At 42.1% G+C, this 15,289-nt stretch carries 14 protein-coding genes; 8 read left to right on the top strand and 6 right to left on the bottom strand.

Going from position 1 to position 15,289, the window contains the following annotated elements:
• Positions 1 to 7: 7 nt before the first annotated feature.
• The 6 genes from GSQ84_RS18930 (at position 8) to GSQ84_RS18905 (ending at position 6,455) form a co-directional block, all read left to right on the top strand.
• The gene (locus tag GSQ84_RS18930) at positions 8 to 1,546 is read left to right on the top strand and encodes a RagB/SusD family nutrient uptake outer membrane protein (RefSeq protein ID WP_158798854.1); all 1,539 of its coding nucleotides are present in this window, start codon (positions 8 to 10) and stop codon (positions 1,544 to 1,546) included.
• A 420-nt stretch (positions 1,547 to 1,966) separates the two neighbouring features.
• Entirely contained in the window at positions 1,967 to 2,785 is an 819-nt protein-coding gene (locus GSQ84_RS18925) for an alpha/beta fold hydrolase (RefSeq protein WP_158798853.1), read from the top strand.
• A gap of 161 nt (positions 2,786 to 2,946) precedes the next feature.
• A complete protein-coding gene (locus tag GSQ84_RS18920; RefSeq protein ID WP_158798852.1) occupies positions 2,947 to 4,152 on the top strand; it encodes a PepSY domain-containing protein in 1,206 nt (401 codons plus the stop codon).
• A gap of 132 nt (positions 4,153 to 4,284) precedes the next feature.
• Positions 4,285 to 5,073, top strand: a complete 789-nt coding sequence (locus GSQ84_RS18915; protein ID WP_158798851.1) for an alpha/beta hydrolase — start codon at positions 4,285 to 4,287, stop codon at positions 5,071 to 5,073.
• Between the two features lie 310 nt (positions 5,074 to 5,383).
• Positions 5,384 to 5,800, top strand: a complete 417-nt coding sequence (locus GSQ84_RS18910) for an organic hydroperoxide resistance protein (RefSeq protein WP_158798850.1) — start codon at positions 5,384 to 5,386, stop codon at positions 5,798 to 5,800.
• 220 nt (positions 5,801 to 6,020) lie between these two features.
• Entirely contained in the window at positions 6,021 to 6,455 is a 435-nt protein-coding gene (locus GSQ84_RS18905; RefSeq protein WP_158798849.1) for a MarR family winged helix-turn-helix transcriptional regulator, read from the top strand.
• Here GSQ84_RS18905 and GSQ84_RS18900 read toward each other — a convergent pair whose 3' ends face one another.
• Positions 6,456 to 7,316, bottom strand: coding sequence for a helix-turn-helix domain-containing protein (locus GSQ84_RS18900; protein WP_158798848.1), 861 nt, complete (start codon positions 7,314 to 7,316; stop codon positions 6,456 to 6,458). It abuts the gene before it with no gap.
• Positions 7,317 to 7,432: 116 nt separating this feature from the next.
• Between GSQ84_RS18900 and GSQ84_RS18895 the strand changes: the two genes are divergently transcribed.
• Together GSQ84_RS18895 and GSQ84_RS18890 are read left to right on the top strand one after the other, a co-directional pair.
• The gene (locus GSQ84_RS18895; RefSeq protein ID WP_158798847.1) at positions 7,433 to 8,362 is read left to right on the top strand and encodes an NAD-dependent epimerase/dehydratase family protein; all 930 of its coding nucleotides are present in this window, start codon (positions 7,433 to 7,435) and stop codon (positions 8,360 to 8,362) included.
• A 161-nt stretch (positions 8,363 to 8,523) separates the two neighbouring features.
• Positions 8,524 to 9,975, top strand: a complete 1,452-nt coding sequence (locus tag GSQ84_RS18890) for a PAS domain-containing sensor histidine kinase (RefSeq protein WP_158798846.1) — start codon at positions 8,524 to 8,526, stop codon at positions 9,973 to 9,975.
• A gap of 168 nt (positions 9,976 to 10,143) precedes the next feature.
• Here GSQ84_RS18890 and GSQ84_RS18885 read toward each other — a convergent pair whose 3' ends face one another.
• The 5 genes from GSQ84_RS18885 to GSQ84_RS18865 all read right to left on the bottom strand — a co-directional run bounded on the left by GSQ84_RS18885 (position 10,144) and on the right by GSQ84_RS18865 (position 15,200).
• On the bottom strand, positions 10,144 to 11,064 hold the full coding sequence (locus GSQ84_RS18885; protein ID WP_158798845.1) for an AraC family transcriptional regulator: 921 nt from the start codon (positions 11,062 to 11,064) through the stop codon (positions 10,144 to 10,146).
• A 12-nt stretch (positions 11,065 to 11,076) separates the two neighbouring features.
• The gene (locus tag GSQ84_RS18880) at positions 11,077 to 12,006 is read right to left on the bottom strand and encodes an NAD(P)H-binding protein (RefSeq protein WP_158798844.1); all 930 of its coding nucleotides are present in this window, start codon (positions 12,004 to 12,006) and stop codon (positions 11,077 to 11,079) included.
• A 4-nt stretch (positions 12,007 to 12,010) separates the two neighbouring features.
• Positions 12,011 to 12,907: an SDR family oxidoreductase gene (locus tag GSQ84_RS18875; protein ID WP_158798843.1), complete on the bottom strand. Its 897-nt coding sequence runs from the start codon at positions 12,905 to 12,907 to the stop codon at positions 12,011 to 12,013.
• A 155-nt stretch (positions 12,908 to 13,062) separates the two neighbouring features.
• Positions 13,063 to 13,749: a response regulator transcription factor gene (locus GSQ84_RS18870; RefSeq protein ID WP_158798842.1), complete on the bottom strand. Its 687-nt coding sequence runs from the start codon at positions 13,747 to 13,749 to the stop codon at positions 13,063 to 13,065.
• On the bottom strand, positions 13,746 to 15,200 hold the full coding sequence (locus tag GSQ84_RS18865) for a sensor histidine kinase KdpD (RefSeq protein WP_158798841.1): 1,455 nt from the start codon (positions 15,198 to 15,200) through the stop codon (positions 13,746 to 13,748). The genes GSQ84_RS18870 and GSQ84_RS18865 overlap by 4 nt, the downstream gene beginning before the upstream one ends.
• Between the last annotated feature and the right edge of the window lie 89 nt (positions 15,201 to 15,289).

Here is a 15,289-nt window from a genome sequence, read left to right as displayed (position 1 = left end):
GACTATCATGAAAAAATATTTATTTCTCCTGCTTCTTACCAGCCTCTGGGCTTGTAAAAAGGATTTCCTTAATCTCACTCCCGATACTTCTCTGAGTTCCGCCTCTTTTTTTAAAGATAAGGGACAGTTTAACCAGGCCTTAATTGCTGCCTATGTGCCACTCCGTACACTAGTTCATACCGCCATTTATATGGATGAAATGCGTTCAGATAATGCATTCTTTACCAGGTACGGTGCCAACAGGGGTTTAGAAACAAGTACAGAGTCTCTGGCAGAATTTCTGGATGACGCCAATTCGAGTGCGCAGCAAAATTCTCCAGGAAACCGCTATGGTAATGATTATTCCGGAATTGCGATGACCAATACCATTCTCACCAGAATTGCAGGTGTAGATTTTGCAGCCTCTGCCAAAGATTCGATATCAGGAGAAGCTTTGTTTTTAAGGGCATATTACTATTTCGACCTGGTGCAGCATTATGGTGGCGTCCCTTTACAATTAGACGAAATTACTGCGGCAGCGCAGGCATTTAAACCAAGAAATACATCAGAAGAAGTTTATGCTCAAATTGTGAAAGACCTTACGTCTGCCATTCCTAAGCTTCCTGTAGTAACCAGCTTTCCTCAATCAGGAAGAGCCTCAAAAGGAGCGGCAAAAATGCTGCTTGCCTATACCTACATGTCTCAGGCTGCAAAAAATTATGCCGGTGCCGAAACAGAGTTAATGGACATTACCAGGATGAACTACTCGTTACTGCCAGATTATGCGAGTGTGTTTGATCCTAATAATAAAAACAGCTCGGAATCTATCTTTGAAGTCCAGTATATGGCAGATTTGGTAAGCGGCCAACAGAGTAATTTTGCCTGGATCATGATTCCAAAAACATTAAACTCTGAAGTACTCACCGGCTATCATGGCAGCACCATGAACATTTTTAGCGGCTGGGACGTTCCTACTCAGGAAATGGTAGATTCTTACGAAACGGGTGATAAACGATTGTCGGCATCCATTGGCGTTGTTGAAGGAAAGATCAGCGGGGTAGAGGATTTTACGGCGATAGACATTAAAAGTCCGGTAAATTTTACTCCCGTTGCCGGCCAAACCAATATCTATATGGTCAAAAAATATTTCCACCCTCCATACACTGTGGAGTTCAATACTCCTGACGATTGGCCGATATTTCGTTATTCAGGTGCTTTATTGTTACTGTCTGAATGTTTAGTGCAGGAAGGTAAAAGCGGGCAGGCACTGATCTACCTGAACCAGGTTAGACAGCGGGCAGGTCTCGCACCCCTTGCAGAAGCAACTATGGACGACATAGCCAATGAAACCAGACATGAACTGGCTTTCGAAAATCACCGCTGGACGGATTTGATACGCATTGGAAAAGCAATTGATGTATCAAACGCTAAAGGTGTTAGGTTAAAGGCATTATATGGATGGCTCATACCAGCGTCTTTTAATGTAAATGCCAATAAACTGATCTTCCCAATCCCGGCCAGGGAATTACAGATCAATACCCTGCTTACCCAAAATCCAGGTTATTAAATAATTGCACCTGCATGAACAGTGATCCCTTTGTTCATGCAGGTGCAATTTATGATTTTAACAGAAGGTTCAAGTTGCGTTCCATCTTTCAGGCGTAGTTCAAACAACTTGGCAGAATGTAGCTATTTTAAAAGATGGCTCATTGCTGGTTGCCGACAATGTGAGCAGTACGATCTGGAGAGTTGCCGCGAAATAAGCGTCTTACCTCCAGGCATACGCTCAACTTCAATAATAGATTTAAAAAGCTTTAAACAAATAAAAATTACACCCTAAGCTTAAAAAATTATAATTACATTTATTTCATTGACCATCAATACATAAATTGCAGCATATTGTTAGCATAAACACCTGATCTACAATAAAATAAAAAATTGATCAGGCTTTATGAAGAAATCGTATTTATCAATAAATAAAATCAACATGAAAATCACAGTAAAAGACGGAACTGAAATTTATTACAAGGATTGGGGAACAGGACAACCTATAGTATTTCACCATGGATGGCCATTATCAGGTGATGATTGGGATACACAGATGATGTTTTTCCTTGAAAAAGGATATCGGGTGATTGCGCACGACCGCAGAGGCCATGGCAGATCAACTCAGAGTTCTACTGGTCATGATATGGATACCTACGCAGCAGATGTAGCAGAACTGACCGAATTTCTTGATTTAAAAGATGCCATACACATCGGTCACTCTACAGGTGGCGGTGAAGTGATCCACTATGCAGCAAAGTATGGTAAAGATCGTGTAGCCAAAGCAGTGCTGGTGAGTGCAGTTACCCCTATCATGGTGCAAAGCGATAGTAATCCTGAAGGTGTGCCCATGTCCGTATTTGATGAGATACGTTTAAACACAGCAACCAACAGGGCTCAGTACTTTGAGGATTTTACCATGCCATTTTATGGATATAACCGTGAGGGGGCTAAAATATCGCAGGGTATTCGCGACAACTGGTGGCGCCAGGGAATGATGGGCGGAATTAAAGCACATTATGATGGTATAAAAGCTTTTTCAGAAACTGATTTTACTGAAGACCTGCAGAGTGTAGATTTCCCGGTATTGGTTTTACATGGTGAAGATGATCAGATTGTACCCTTTCCAATTTCTGGCGCTAAAGCTGTAAAACTACTTAAAAACGGAAAACTGATTTCTTATCCTGGATTTCCTCATGGGATGCCAGCTACCGAAGCCGCAACTATTAATGCGGATATCTTAGCCTTTATCCAGTCATAAACAAGAGGAAATTTCTCACTATAACAAAGGGTATCCCAAATCAGGATACCCTTTGCTGTTTATATTGATTATAAATAATATTGCATCATTTAACTTAATTTACTATTTTCGCATCCTATCTAAACTCAATCTAAATAACAAACCCTAAAGAAAGCATACATATGACCTTTAAAAAAGTGCTATTATTTATACATCGCTGGCTTGGATTAATCTCCGGAATAGTGGTATTTATCGTATGTATTACCGGTTGTATCTTTTGTTTTCAGGACGAGATCCAGGATGTATTTTATAGCTACCGCCATGTAGAAGATCAGCATCGTCCATATTTGCCGCCCTCGACTTTAAAGGCTAATGCCCTTAAGAATAATACCGGAGCCACCGCCAGCTACCTTTATTATTATGGAAGGCAAAGGCCGGCCGGCGTATTGGTCAATTTGCCCAAAAAGAAGGGAATGTTATATGTTTATCTGAACCCTTACACCGGTCAGATCACCCACACAGAAAACCCAACAAAAAACTTTTTCATCATCGTTGAATATATTCATTTATACCTGCTGCTGCCTCCAAAAATTGGCAGCATGGTGGTAGGCATATCCGTTATTATATTCCTTGCCATCATGATTACTGGTATAGTCCTTTGGTGGCCCAAGCGTAAAAGCGACCGTAAGCGCAGCTTTACCGTAAAATGGAATGCCCGCTGGAGACGTATCAATTACGATCTGCATAATGTATTGGGCTTTTATGCCACTGCTGTCGCAATTGTTATTGCTTTAACCGGTTTATCCATGGTTTTTAACTTTGTGCGCGAAGGGATTTATGCCACTGCCAATCTGGGAAAAGCTTATCCTCAGGAAAAGATAGTGCTCAAATCAGATTCATTGATGAGAGGTAAAATAAATAACACAAAAGTAGCCGACCAGGCTTTTGCAAAAGCATTGGCAGGCTCCCCAAAAGCAGAAATGTTTTTTATTTCGGAAGATGCAACTGCTTCGGGAACTATCGGTGTAGGTGCTTATGCCACTAGTTTGTATTATTATAAAAGCGACCAATATACGTTTGATAAATACACAGGCAAACAGCTCAAAATAACTACACATGAGCAAAAAAGTCCCGGTATGAAGATGAATGAGATGAATTATGATTTGCACGTAGGTCAGGCATTAGGCCTTCCGGGGAAGATCATCGCTTTTTTAGCTACCCTCATCTGTGCATCATTACCTATTACAGGATTGATCATCTGGCTGGGTAAAGGCAAAAAGGGGAAACCAAAGAAAGGGAAAAAGATAACGCATAAAAAGCTCGTTAAACTGGCATCAACAGGTAACCCGGCGATAATACAAACAAACTCAGAGCAATTGATCAGCTAGCCGGTTTACATCAGTTCCACTGCGGATTCTCATAAATATTATTTATTATCAGGACCTGTAAAACAATTAGCAAACATCAGACGTTTATAGATAAACATTTGTTGTTTAACAGATCACATAAATGATATTATCATGAACAATTCAATTTTTAAAAACAGGATATTCCTGTTTTGTACCCTTCTTTTCTGCTCTATTTACATTAGTCAAAATGCCGCAGCACAGGCACCAGCAGGAATCAAAAATATCGTACTGGTACACGGCGCATTTGTAGACGGCTCAGGCTGGAAACCCGTATATGACATACTGGTAAAAAAAGGTTACCATGTCACTATCACACAACAAGCTTTAACTTCGTTTGATGGTGATGTAGCCGCGGTAAAAAGGGTATTAGCTATGCAGAACGGCCCCTGTATTTTAGTCGGCCATAGTTATGGCGGTGCCATTATAACGGTTGCCGGAAATGATGCTCACGTAGCAGGCCTGGTTTACATTGCTGCCCATGCTCCTGATGATGGAGAGAGTGAAGGCGGGAATGGGAAATTGTACCCATCGGCCTACAAATCCTTACAAAAAGGAGCCGACGGATTTGATTATATAGCACCGCAAAGTTTTTATGCAGATTTCGCTGCAGACCTTCCTAAAGGGGTAGCTGAATTTGAAGCCAATGCGCAAATGCCGGCAGCTGATGCCGTATTTCATGCCATTATTAAAAATCCGGCATGGAGATCAAGACCAAGCTGGTACATGGTAGCTAAATCAGACCGTATTATCAATCCAGATTTGGAACGTCTGTATGCCAAACGTGCAACCAGCACCGTAGTAGAAATTCCAGGTGCCAGTCACTCTGTTTATGAATCACACCCACTGGAAGTGGCCAACCTGATTATCAGCGCCGCCACCCATAGTCCGGTTAAAAAATAATACACAAGCTTTTAAAAAAGGCTTTGCCTTATAGTTGTGATCAGCTATATGCACAGCATTTTTTTGTGGTTGATATTGCCGGATATCAATCACCAAAGACCTTAAAGAATTCTGTTTTCACTGATTTCAACTTCGCAAAATATATTACTATTGAATTACATTATATTCCATACATTTACATCGTGCACGACACAATCGCGCCAGACATAGCTAACTAAAAGGAATTATATGAAACCATCATCAGTTCACCGCTTACAAACAGAAATTAGCTGATGATAGCTTCATGACCATTAAACAACAATTATATCATATGAAAACAATGTATCAAACCACTGTAGACGTTACCGGTGGCAGAAATGGACAAATCAAAAGTGAAGATGGTGTTCTGGAATTAGAGGTAAGAATGCCCAAAGAATTAGGCGGCGTAGAAGGATATACAAATCCGGAACAATTATTTGCCGCAGGTTATGCAGCATGTTTTGACAGTGCCCTTAATTTGGTGATGAAACAGGAAAAAGTTACTCCGGAAGCACCTTCTGTTGTAAAAGCAACTGTTGGTTTGCATTCCAATGATGCCGGAGGATTTGGTTTAGAGGTTGCTTTAGCCGTACAAATACCTGGTATAGAAAAAGAACTGGCGCATAAACTGGTAGAAAAAGCACATCAGGTATGTCCTTATTCTAATGCTACACGCGGAAATATAGACGTGCAGTTATCTGTCATTTAATACAACAGACCAAGGCTGTGTTCAGTTACCCAGGTACCAGAAAATAGTCATAAATATGCTGAGTTTTAAATCGTCCAAACCTGAATAAGATGTTATCATCACAGATGATCTTATTCAGGTTTGATCTTATAAAGATAATTTAATAAACCCGCGGCCTACGGCTTTTAAGGCCGTTAAACAAATTGATACGAGCTCATCACTGCTAAAGACATACATTCCTATGAAAGAAAATGATTTCCTGAAACTGGAAAACCAATTATGTTTTCCTCTTTATGCAGCTTCAAGACTGGTCACTAAATGTTATCAGCCTCTTTTAGATGAATTTGGTCTAACCTATCCACAGTACCTAGTATTACTTATCCTGTGGGAAACTGATACGGTAAGCCTGAAGGTAATTTCAGAAAAACTTTATTTACAATCCAATACCCTAACTCCTCTTCTAAAACGCATGGAAGATACAGGGCTGATCAACCGCACCCGCTCCCAGGAAGATGAACGCAGTATCATTATTTCGTTAACAAAAAAAGGCAACCTGCTCAAATTAGAAGCCCCAAAAATTCAGGATTTGCTAAAAAATAACCTCGGCGTTACCTTAGAAGAAGCAGAACAGTTACATGGCCTGCTCTACAAGCTGATTGGACATCTCAGCGTATAATTACTGGCCCTGGCTTTTCAAACCCCGCCCCGCCACACAAAATTCTTTGTCGTTTAACCTCTTGATAAAGTATTGCGGTGTGGTACCTAAAAAATGCTGAAAATCTTTGATCAGGTGACTTTGGTCGTGATAGCCAAAATCCAATACAATTTCAAATAGATTAACCTCTCTGTCCTGTTCAGTCATTAACTTGTCTATGACCGTTTTAAAGCGTAAAAACCTTAGTAATTCTTTTGGGGAATATCCTGTGTATTTCTGAAAGCGCAGCTGAATGGTCCTTTCCGTTAATTGTGCATCAGCAGCAATGGCCTTTACTGGCTGGATCACCGGATTATAAAAGTAATGTTCTCCGCTCAGCAAGGGTTGTACAGCATCGTCATTTTCATCCATAAAGGTTTTGACATAATTGCTGATCATCAGCAACCTTGCTTCAATGTTACTCATGCCGGATAACTCTTTCCAAAGCGCTGCAAAGTTATACTGATCGGTCAGCCTTTCTGCATTGTAGATCGATTCCCCATCCAGTTCATTTAATGGTATCTTAAATAACCGGTAAAAACCGTTCAGCTTAAAGTTAATACTGATGGCATCGGCTCCCGGACGGAGTTCAAAATTTAGCATTTTCCTTAAAGGGCCAATTACAAAAATCCCTTGTTTAATTTCATCCTTGGGAGCAGTACTGCCAAAAGATCCACGAACAGCGGTGCCAAAGTTAAAGATCATCGTAATTTCCAGGTTAGGCGAAAAGTGTCTTACAACGGGCTCCCCTTCTGTATGATAGGCATGATAATAACTGTTGATCACCTCTTTCAAAGCGTACTCTACAGGATATAACCTTCCATTTTGATCGTCTTGTTCCATAGGATTTACAATGCATTTATAAATGCCCTGTTCCAGGCATTCACGTCCTTCGTTTTCTTACAATTTTAAAAACCTGAAGCCAGGTAATTTTGATGAACAAATTAAAAGATAAAGATATGAAATTACATACTATTTTAGGTTCCAATGGAACCATCGCTAAAGAACTCGTTCCGATATTAAAATCAAATCAGGTAAACATCAGGCTGGTATCCAGAAATCAGGGACCGGTTGAAGGTGCAGAATCAATGGTTGCAGATGTGTTGAACTATGATCAGGTATTGAAAGCCGTAGCAGGTTCGGAGGCGGTTTATTTGCTGGTTGGTCTCACTTACAATGCCGACATATGGAAAAAAGATTGGCCGGTGCTCATGCGCAACGTCATAAACGCCTGTAAGGCTACCAATGCCAGACTGGTTTTTTTTGATGGCATTTACATGTATGGCAAGGTAGACGGAGTGATTACTGAAGACACTCCTTATTATCCCAGCAGCAGAAAAGGACAGGTCCGCGCAGAAGTTGCACGGATGTTATTGCAGGAAATGGCTGCCGGAACCATTAAGGCCGTCATCGCCAGGGCTACAGATTTTTACGGCCCGGGGGTGACCGACAAAAGTGCCGCTGGGATCCTGGTTTTTGACAATATGAAAAAAGGAAAAAGAGCCCAATGGATGATCAATGCCAATGTACCCCGTTCCTATAATTATACTCCGAATGCAGCCAAAGCACTTTATATTCTGGCCTCTCATGAAGAAGCATTTGGGCAGGTATGGCACTTGCCTTCAGCCTCTCCTCTAACCGGAAGAGAATTTATCCGTTTAGCCGCGAAGTATATGAAGACCTCTGATAAGGTTTTTGTTCTGCCTAAATGGTGCATTAAGATCATCGGATGGTTTAATCCCTTTATGAAATCGTACTACGAAATGACTTACCAGGATGAATTCCCTTTACAACTCAGCTCAGCCAAGTTTGAAAAAGCTTTTCATTTCACACCTACTTCTTATGAAGATGGCGTGAAGGCTACTGCAGACTGGTATCTGGCCAACTAAGGATAAATTTGCCATAAAAAAGGCCCATAAAGAAATTACAATTGCTGATCTTTTCAGATGTAAACATCGTATATGAAATAGGTGCATGATTTATTTAAAAACCATTTAGCACCGATCAGTTATTTAAGTAATTGGGCCTGACAAAACATCCATCGGAAACTATGAACATTAATCAGCTTTTTAACCTATCTTCTGATTTGATCTGCACCATAGATATTCAGGGTAATTTTAAAGCAGTTAATAACGTTGCCACGATGATCTTAGGCTACAGCACTGAAGAACTGCTGGGGAAACCCTTTCTGAATTTTGTTTATACTCCTGATCGTGAGCTGACTTCAAATGGTATCACTGCGGCACTGAACGGCAAAGTAGCAGTCGGCATTGAAAGCCGGTTTATGCAAAAAAACTTAAGCAGTTTGCTGCTGGCCTGGTCTTTTCTGTGGGATGAAGAGCAGCAACAACTGTATGGGCTTGCTAAAGGCGGTGAATCTACCGAGATCATGGAACGTTCGTTGAATGAAAGTAATCTGCGATACCAGTACGTATCGCGGGCTACATCCGATGCCATCTGGGATTGGGATCTCCAGAACAACACTTTATTCTGGGGTGACGGGTTCAGCACTATTTTTGGCTATGACCCATCAGAACTTCCCCGCGGCATCAATTCGTGGACAAATAATATCCATCCCGAAGATCATCTGGCCGTAATTACCAGCATTGAAATGGTGTTGAATAGCCAGGAGACCAATTGGAAAGCTGAATACCGCTACTTAAAAGCCGACGGCCATTTCGCTGAAGTGGTAGATCGTGGTTTTATCATTCGAAATACAGACGGTGCTGCCATAAGGATGGTTGGCGCGATGCACGATATCAGCGAAAGGAAAAAAAACCTGAAGGACATGAAACGGGTAACGGATGATCTTTATAAACGCAACCGCGAGCTCCATGAATTTGGATATATTGTTTCTCACAACCTTCGCTCACCAGTGGCAAATATTATGGGAATTGCTTCACTAATGGGATTGGAAACAGACGTGCCTGAAGCAGTGTCTAACTACATTAGGAAGATAGAGGTCTCCATAGAAAGTTTAAATGAAGTGATCACCGATCTCAGTAAAATATTAAGCTCGACGGACAGAACCGATACCCTGAGCCTGGAGCAATTTGAACTGACGGAGCTTGTTAACCATATTAAGGTAGATTTAAAGGCGACCATTAACTCTTCTCGCGCTCATATTACCGTAACCGGAGGGCCGGTTATCGTACATTCCCATAAAGCTTACCTCTATAGTGTTTTCTTTAATCTCATCAGCAACGCACTGAAATATACCGCAAGCGATCACCCGCAGATCACCATTGGGTTTCTCCAGCAGCATGGTCTGTTGGAAATTTCATTTAGGGATAACGGAATTGGCATTGATCTCAAAAAAAACGGGTCTGAACTATTTAAACCTTACAAACGCTTCAATACAAATTATACCGGAAAAGGCCTGGGCCTCTTTTTGGTAAAAAGCCACGTGGAAGCACTAAACGGAACAATTGCTATTGAAAGTGAATTGGATAAAGGAACAACTTTTACCATTTCCCTGCCCAATAGCATAGCGCAACTTTGATTTGCAGGAGCAAAATTGATGTTAATATGGTCTTCCGCTTTCTTTCTCCAAAAATTATATCTTATCGGTGAATACGTCTAGCCTTAAACAAATTCACAGTTAAATACATGGATGGTTTACCAGCTTTCGTTTCTGCAAGAATGAAGAACGGACAATGGGCAATTCAATTTAGTTAAAAGAAGCCCTGAATTCCATAGGCGACACTTTGGTTTTGGTTTTGAACAACTTACTAAAAGACTGAAGGTGTTCAAAGCCCAGTTCATAGGCGATCTCGCTCACGGATAAGCTGGTGGTAGATAACTTTTCTTTGGCCAGTTCAATCAGTTTGTTATGCAAGTGCTGCTGTGTGCTCTGCCCTGTTAAAGTTTTGAGTAAACTACTCAGATAACCAGGAGAGATATTCAGGCTTTCAGCAATAAAAGTTACGCTGGGCAAACCCTGTTTTGCCAGTGAGCCGCTGTTAAAATAATCGGAAAGCAGATCTTCCAGCCGGCTAAGGATCTCGTGGTTTGAGACCTTACGGGTGATGAACTGACGCTGGTAAAAGCGGTCGCCATAGGTAAGGAGCAGTTCCAGCTGGGCAATGATCACACTTTCACTGAAGCGGTCAATATTACCATTATATTCGTGGGCTATGTTCTGAGCTATCCCTGTCACCATTGTTTCTTCCTTGTCTGACAGAAAGAGGGCCTCATAAACCGAATAATTAAAATATTCGTAATTCTTAATCGTTTTGGCCAGTGCCGTGTTCCATAAAAAGTCAGGATGGATCAGGATCATCCATCCGTTGGGCTGGTGCCTTACCCCCTCCCCAAGATCTATACCAAACACCTGACCAGGAGCCATAAAAAATAGTACGCCTTCATCAAAATCACTTTCCTCCTGGCCATATTTATATTTGACGTTATGCGTCCTCTTCAAAGAGATCGAATAAAAATCAAAGATCAGACTGAAAGATCCACTGGTCACCGGAGGTGTAACATTTGCAAAATTGATGACGCTGATCAGCGGATGCTCCGGTTTCGGCAGCCCTGCCCCACGGTGATACTCGGTGATTGTTTTTACTCTGATAGGTTGGTTGCCGGACATAAGACAAGATAATTATTTTTGGTGATAAACCTGGGCAAACTCTTTGGCAAAATCAGCCAGTTTTACTTTACCCATTTTTGTGTTGTTCCGGTGAAAGTTCTCCAGGGTTTTCCCGCTGTGCATCGCCGCCTGCATTTCTACCATGGTTTCTGCTAGTTTTTGAGGCATTTTGGCCATTTTCAGACCCTGCATCATCTGCTTGTCAGACAGCAATACCCATTTTAACCAGGGTTTACCAATCGCTCTACCGATAATTCCGGCTGCTTCGTTACAAGTCATTTCTTCACTGCCTACATAGCGGATCTTTTTATGAGCTGTGTTTGCCAGCAGTTCTTCTGCCGCAGCATCGGCTATGTCTTTGGGTGAAACAAAAACAACCTTGTCGTCACCGCCATAGTTCCCCATTAGCAAACCTGTTTTTCCTGTCAGCAATGCCCATAAACCAAAATGACGCAGGGTAAGAAACTTACCTAATAATCCGTTACCCCTAATCAGATCGATGGAATAATAAAAATTTGTGTAAAAAGACGCTGGCCGCAGGATGGTGACTGAAACATCGCTCAGGTCATCAAAAATACCTTCTGCACTACCTTCGCCTGTCAGGTCGGCTGCCCAGCCACTTAGTAACACAATGCGCTTAACAGCAGCAGCTTTCACTGCCTGCAGATAGTTGCCTGCAATTCGATGCATGTAAGCGTTAAGATCCGGATCTGTATAACTGAGGGGGATCATCACATATACAGCATCGGCTCCGATAAAGGCGGTGCTCAAAAATGCAGCATCTTCCATAGAGCCAATGGCAGCAGTGGCGCCCAAACCTTCAATGGCCTTTTTTTTATGCGGATTACTGCTAATCACAGTGACCGAATGCCCCTGACCGACCAATGTCTGTGTCAGGGGTTTACTGATATTCCCTAAGGAACCTGTAACGATGATCTTCATCTTTTTATGAATTAAAATAAATTCCTTTTTCCAGATCGGCTACCAGGCCAGGATGGGTTGGATGCCAGTTTAAACTTTCCTGTGTTATTTTGCTTGAAGCCGGACAATCTATACTTGCCATCATGCTAAACCAGCCAAAATGTTCTCCTGCTTCTTCTGGCGTTAAAGAAACTACCGGGAGGTTAAGATGTTTACCTATAATTTCTGCAATAGTCTTAATAGTAATTTCTTCATCACCAACGGCATGAAACCGGGTTCGTGCAACTGCATTTTCCAGTGCCAGGCGAAATAACAATGCTGCATCCAATCTGTGAACAGCATTCCAGCGGTTCAGTCCTTCGCCGATGTAAGCTGAAACACCTTTTTCACGCGCTGTGTTGACCAGGATAGGAACGAAACCATGATGATCCCCCTCACCATGAACAGATGGTGAAAGGCGCACAATTGAACTGCGGACACCCTTTGCTGCCGCAGCATCTGCCGCCTGCTCCGATCGTCGTGGAGTACGGCTCTGACTAAGGTCTTGTATAATATCTTCGGTAGCTATTTCGCCATCGTGCGAAAATGCAGTACCGGAGGTAACGATGAGTGGTTTGTCAGAACCTACCAGCACATCGGCAATGGTTTCGATAGCCACGCGATCTATTTCACATACCTCTGCGAACCTAAAAAAATCATGAATAAAACCGGCATGGATCACGCCATCTGCAGCGGCCGCACCTTTGCGTAAACTATCTAAATCTTCCAGGTCGCCGCGTAATACTTCAGCACCTGCGGCAATCAGTTTTTCGGCAGATGAATCTGAACGGGCAAGACCAATTACCTGGTGGCCTGCATTAATTAGTTCCGGAACAATGGCAGAACCTATGAAGCCTGTGGCTCCTGTAACAAATACACGCATAATCTTATTATTAGTTGAATATTGATATCAACAAATATCGGTCCCAGGAAAATAGCAGATTTAGCCATTTCTGCTTTTGATTTAGCCAAAACGAGTATCGTAAAATAAGATTTTTATTTGCGGTCAGATATGAAGCCGATTAAAACCGACAATAGTTAACAAAGCAGTTTATACCCGATACTCCTGATGCTCATGATTTGGATATCAGGTTCATCTTTGAGCATTTTACGCAGATGGTTGATAAAAACATTCATGCTGTTCGTATTATAAATGCTATCGTCGCCCCATATTTTGATTAAGGCCTCCTGTCTTTCCAGTACCGCATTTTTATATTGCAATAACAGCGAAAGCAGTGCCGCTTCTTTGTAAGATAGATCGTAGGTGGCGGTACTCGTTTTCAGCTGCTGGTTCACGGTATCTAAGCTGCAATGACCAAATTCATATTGTTTTTGCGGGCCGGCCGGCTGTTGGGTATTACCATAGCGGCTAAGCAGGGCTTCTATCCGCACCAGTAGTTCCACAATGCTGAAGGGCTTTTTCAGATAATCATTACCGCCGGTTTTAAAACCTTTCACCACATCTTCATCGAGGGACTTTGCACTCAGAAAGATAATGGGAATACCCTTGTCCAGTTTCCTGATATCTTCGGCCAGCATGTACCCGTCTTTAAGCGGCATCATAATATCCAGCAGACAGAGATCCAGTTTAATTTGCTGAAAGAGATTTATTGCCTGCTCACCATCCGTAGCCAGGAAAACTTCATACCCTTTACCTTTCAGGTTATCACAAACAATCTGGGCAAGAAAAGGCTCATCCTCGGCATATAAAATTTTATAACTCATTTGTTTGCAGGTAAATAGATGATAAAATTACTGCCTTTTCCCACTTCACTGCTCAGCGTAATCCTGCCGCCTTGTTTTTCAACGATCTGTTTTACATAATTCAACCCCAGGCCTGTACCTTTTACATTGTGGATGGCCGTGGTTCCCACAGGTATCCTGAAATAACGCTCAAAAACACGGTCCTGGTAGATGGCTGCAATACCGGGGCCATTATCCTTAAAACTAATCATGATCTCCTCTGACATACGTTTGCAGCTCACTTCAATGATCACTCCTTTTCCACCATATTTGATCGCATTTTCAATCAGGTTATAAAATACATTGGTCAGGTGAACTGGGTCGCCGCTTACAAAACAGGGTTCATCTAGTGGTTGCCACTGAATGGAAGCACTGGCATTCTTCAATTGCAATTGCATGGAACCAATCACTTCCTGTAAACACAATTGCACATCAAAAAGTTCTGCACGTAAACGGTCCTGACCGTGATCCAGCTGTTCTATGTTTAACACCTTATCAATCATCAGGTTCAGCCGTTTCAACTCGCTCCTGCTAATTTCCAGGTAATTCCTCAGCGTTACCGGATCATTTTCCAGGTGATTTTCCATAATAGACTCGAGGGCAATGGCCACAGTGGCCACCGGTGTTTTCAGCTCATGCGTCATATTACTGGTAAACGATAAACGCGCCTGTGCATACAAGCGCTGGTTATGCATCAGCCGAAGAATAAAGATAAATACAGCACCAGTTAGCAGCAGCATGAGGCAGGAAGAAATCAGGTAATACCTCATCCGGTATAAAACCAATCCATCTATCGCCGGAACAACTAACTGATAAGTATGAAAGAATTTAAGATCGTAGGTATACTGCCGACTAGTAAAGGCGGCATTTTTAATTTTATCGGCAGCCAGGCCATTGATTATATTATCATCGGCATACCCTCTGATGGCAGTATAGGTAGTTAATGAAAACTCAGTTTTATCGATTTCACGATGCACTAAACTGTCCATACGCTTACGGTCTCTTCTGTCCTTAGCCTGGCTCACGCGGAGCGGTTCCCCAAAATCAAAACGCACTACCCGGCGATGCTGGCTGCCACGTTCTTTCTCATTACCGAAACGCAGACTGATATTCAGGATCGTACTGTCTGCATTGTAATGATCATCAAAACGACTTCCAATTTTATAGCGCATATTTGTATAAGCCTGACTGAATTGCCTCCATTCGGGCGAAAGGAAAAAATTCCTGAAATTTTCATTCCCCTCGTGGCCCGGTACCACGCTCATATAGCTGCTCATTTTTGCCGCGTCGGCCACTGTTTGTTCCAGGTCCAGCTTCACCTGTACGCGTTGGGCGATAAAAAGCTGGTTCAACCAGGCAAACTGCAGGGCACCACTAATCAAGATCGCGAAGATCACCAGTGGATAAGCATAACGGTTGGACAGCCATTTCATACAACGAAATTCATCATAATTAACCGGTTATCATCGCACCCACTCCAGATTTAATGTTATTTAATGTTTCTTAATGTTCGTTAACCTAA

This window comes from Pedobacter sp. L105, from assembly GCF_009765875.1.
GTDB lineage: Bacteria > Bacteroidota > Bacteroidia > Sphingobacteriales > Sphingobacteriaceae > Pedobacter.
Note: the sequence above shows the minus strand (reverse complement) of the source record. Positions and strands in the feature narration are given on the sequence as shown.

What these genes read in the sequence shown, in the direction of transcription:
- GSQ84_RS18930 (WP_158798854.1), top strand. Translation starts at nt 8, where the DNA reads ATGAAAAAATATTTATTTCTCCTGCTTCTTACCAGCCTCTGGGCTTGT.
- GSQ84_RS18925 (WP_158798853.1), top strand. Translation starts at nt 1,967, where the DNA reads ATGAAAATCACAGTAAAAGACGGAACTGAAATTTATTACAAGGATTGG.
- GSQ84_RS18920 (WP_158798852.1), top strand. Translation starts at nt 2,947, where the DNA reads ATGACCTTTAAAAAAGTGCTATTATTTATACATCGCTGGCTTGGATTA.
- GSQ84_RS18915 (WP_158798851.1), top strand. Translation starts at nt 4,285, where the DNA reads ATGAACAATTCAATTTTTAAAAACAGGATATTCCTGTTTTGTACCCTT.
- GSQ84_RS18910 (WP_158798850.1), top strand. Translation starts at nt 5,384, where the DNA reads ATGAAAACAATGTATCAAACCACTGTAGACGTTACCGGTGGCAGAAAT.
- GSQ84_RS18905 (WP_158798849.1), top strand. Translation starts at nt 6,021, where the DNA reads ATGAAAGAAAATGATTTCCTGAAACTGGAAAACCAATTATGTTTTCCT.
- GSQ84_RS18900 (WP_158798848.1), bottom strand. Translation starts at nt 7,316, where the DNA reads ATGGAACAAGACGATCAAAATGGAAGGTTATATCCTGTAGAGTACGCT.
- GSQ84_RS18895 (WP_158798847.1), top strand. Translation starts at nt 7,433, where the DNA reads ATGAAATTACATACTATTTTAGGTTCCAATGGAACCATCGCTAAAGAA.
- GSQ84_RS18890 (WP_158798846.1), top strand. Translation starts at nt 8,524, where the DNA reads ATGAACATTAATCAGCTTTTTAACCTATCTTCTGATTTGATCTGCACC.
- GSQ84_RS18885 (WP_158798845.1), bottom strand. Translation starts at nt 11,064, where the DNA reads ATGTCCGGCAACCAACCTATCAGAGTAAAAACAATCACCGAGTATCAC.
- GSQ84_RS18880 (WP_158798844.1), bottom strand. Translation starts at nt 12,006, where the DNA reads ATGAAGATCATCGTTACAGGTTCCTTAGGGAATATCAGTAAACCCCTG.
- GSQ84_RS18875 (WP_158798843.1), bottom strand. Translation starts at nt 12,907, where the DNA reads ATGCGTGTATTTGTTACAGGAGCCACAGGCTTCATAGGTTCTGCCATT.
- GSQ84_RS18870 (WP_158798842.1), bottom strand. Translation starts at nt 13,749, where the DNA reads ATGAGTTATAAAATTTTATATGCCGAGGATGAGCCTTTTCTTGCCCAG.
- GSQ84_RS18865 (WP_158798841.1), bottom strand. Translation starts at nt 15,200, where the DNA reads ATGAAATGGCTGTCCAACCGTTATGCTTATCCACTGGTGATCTTCGCG.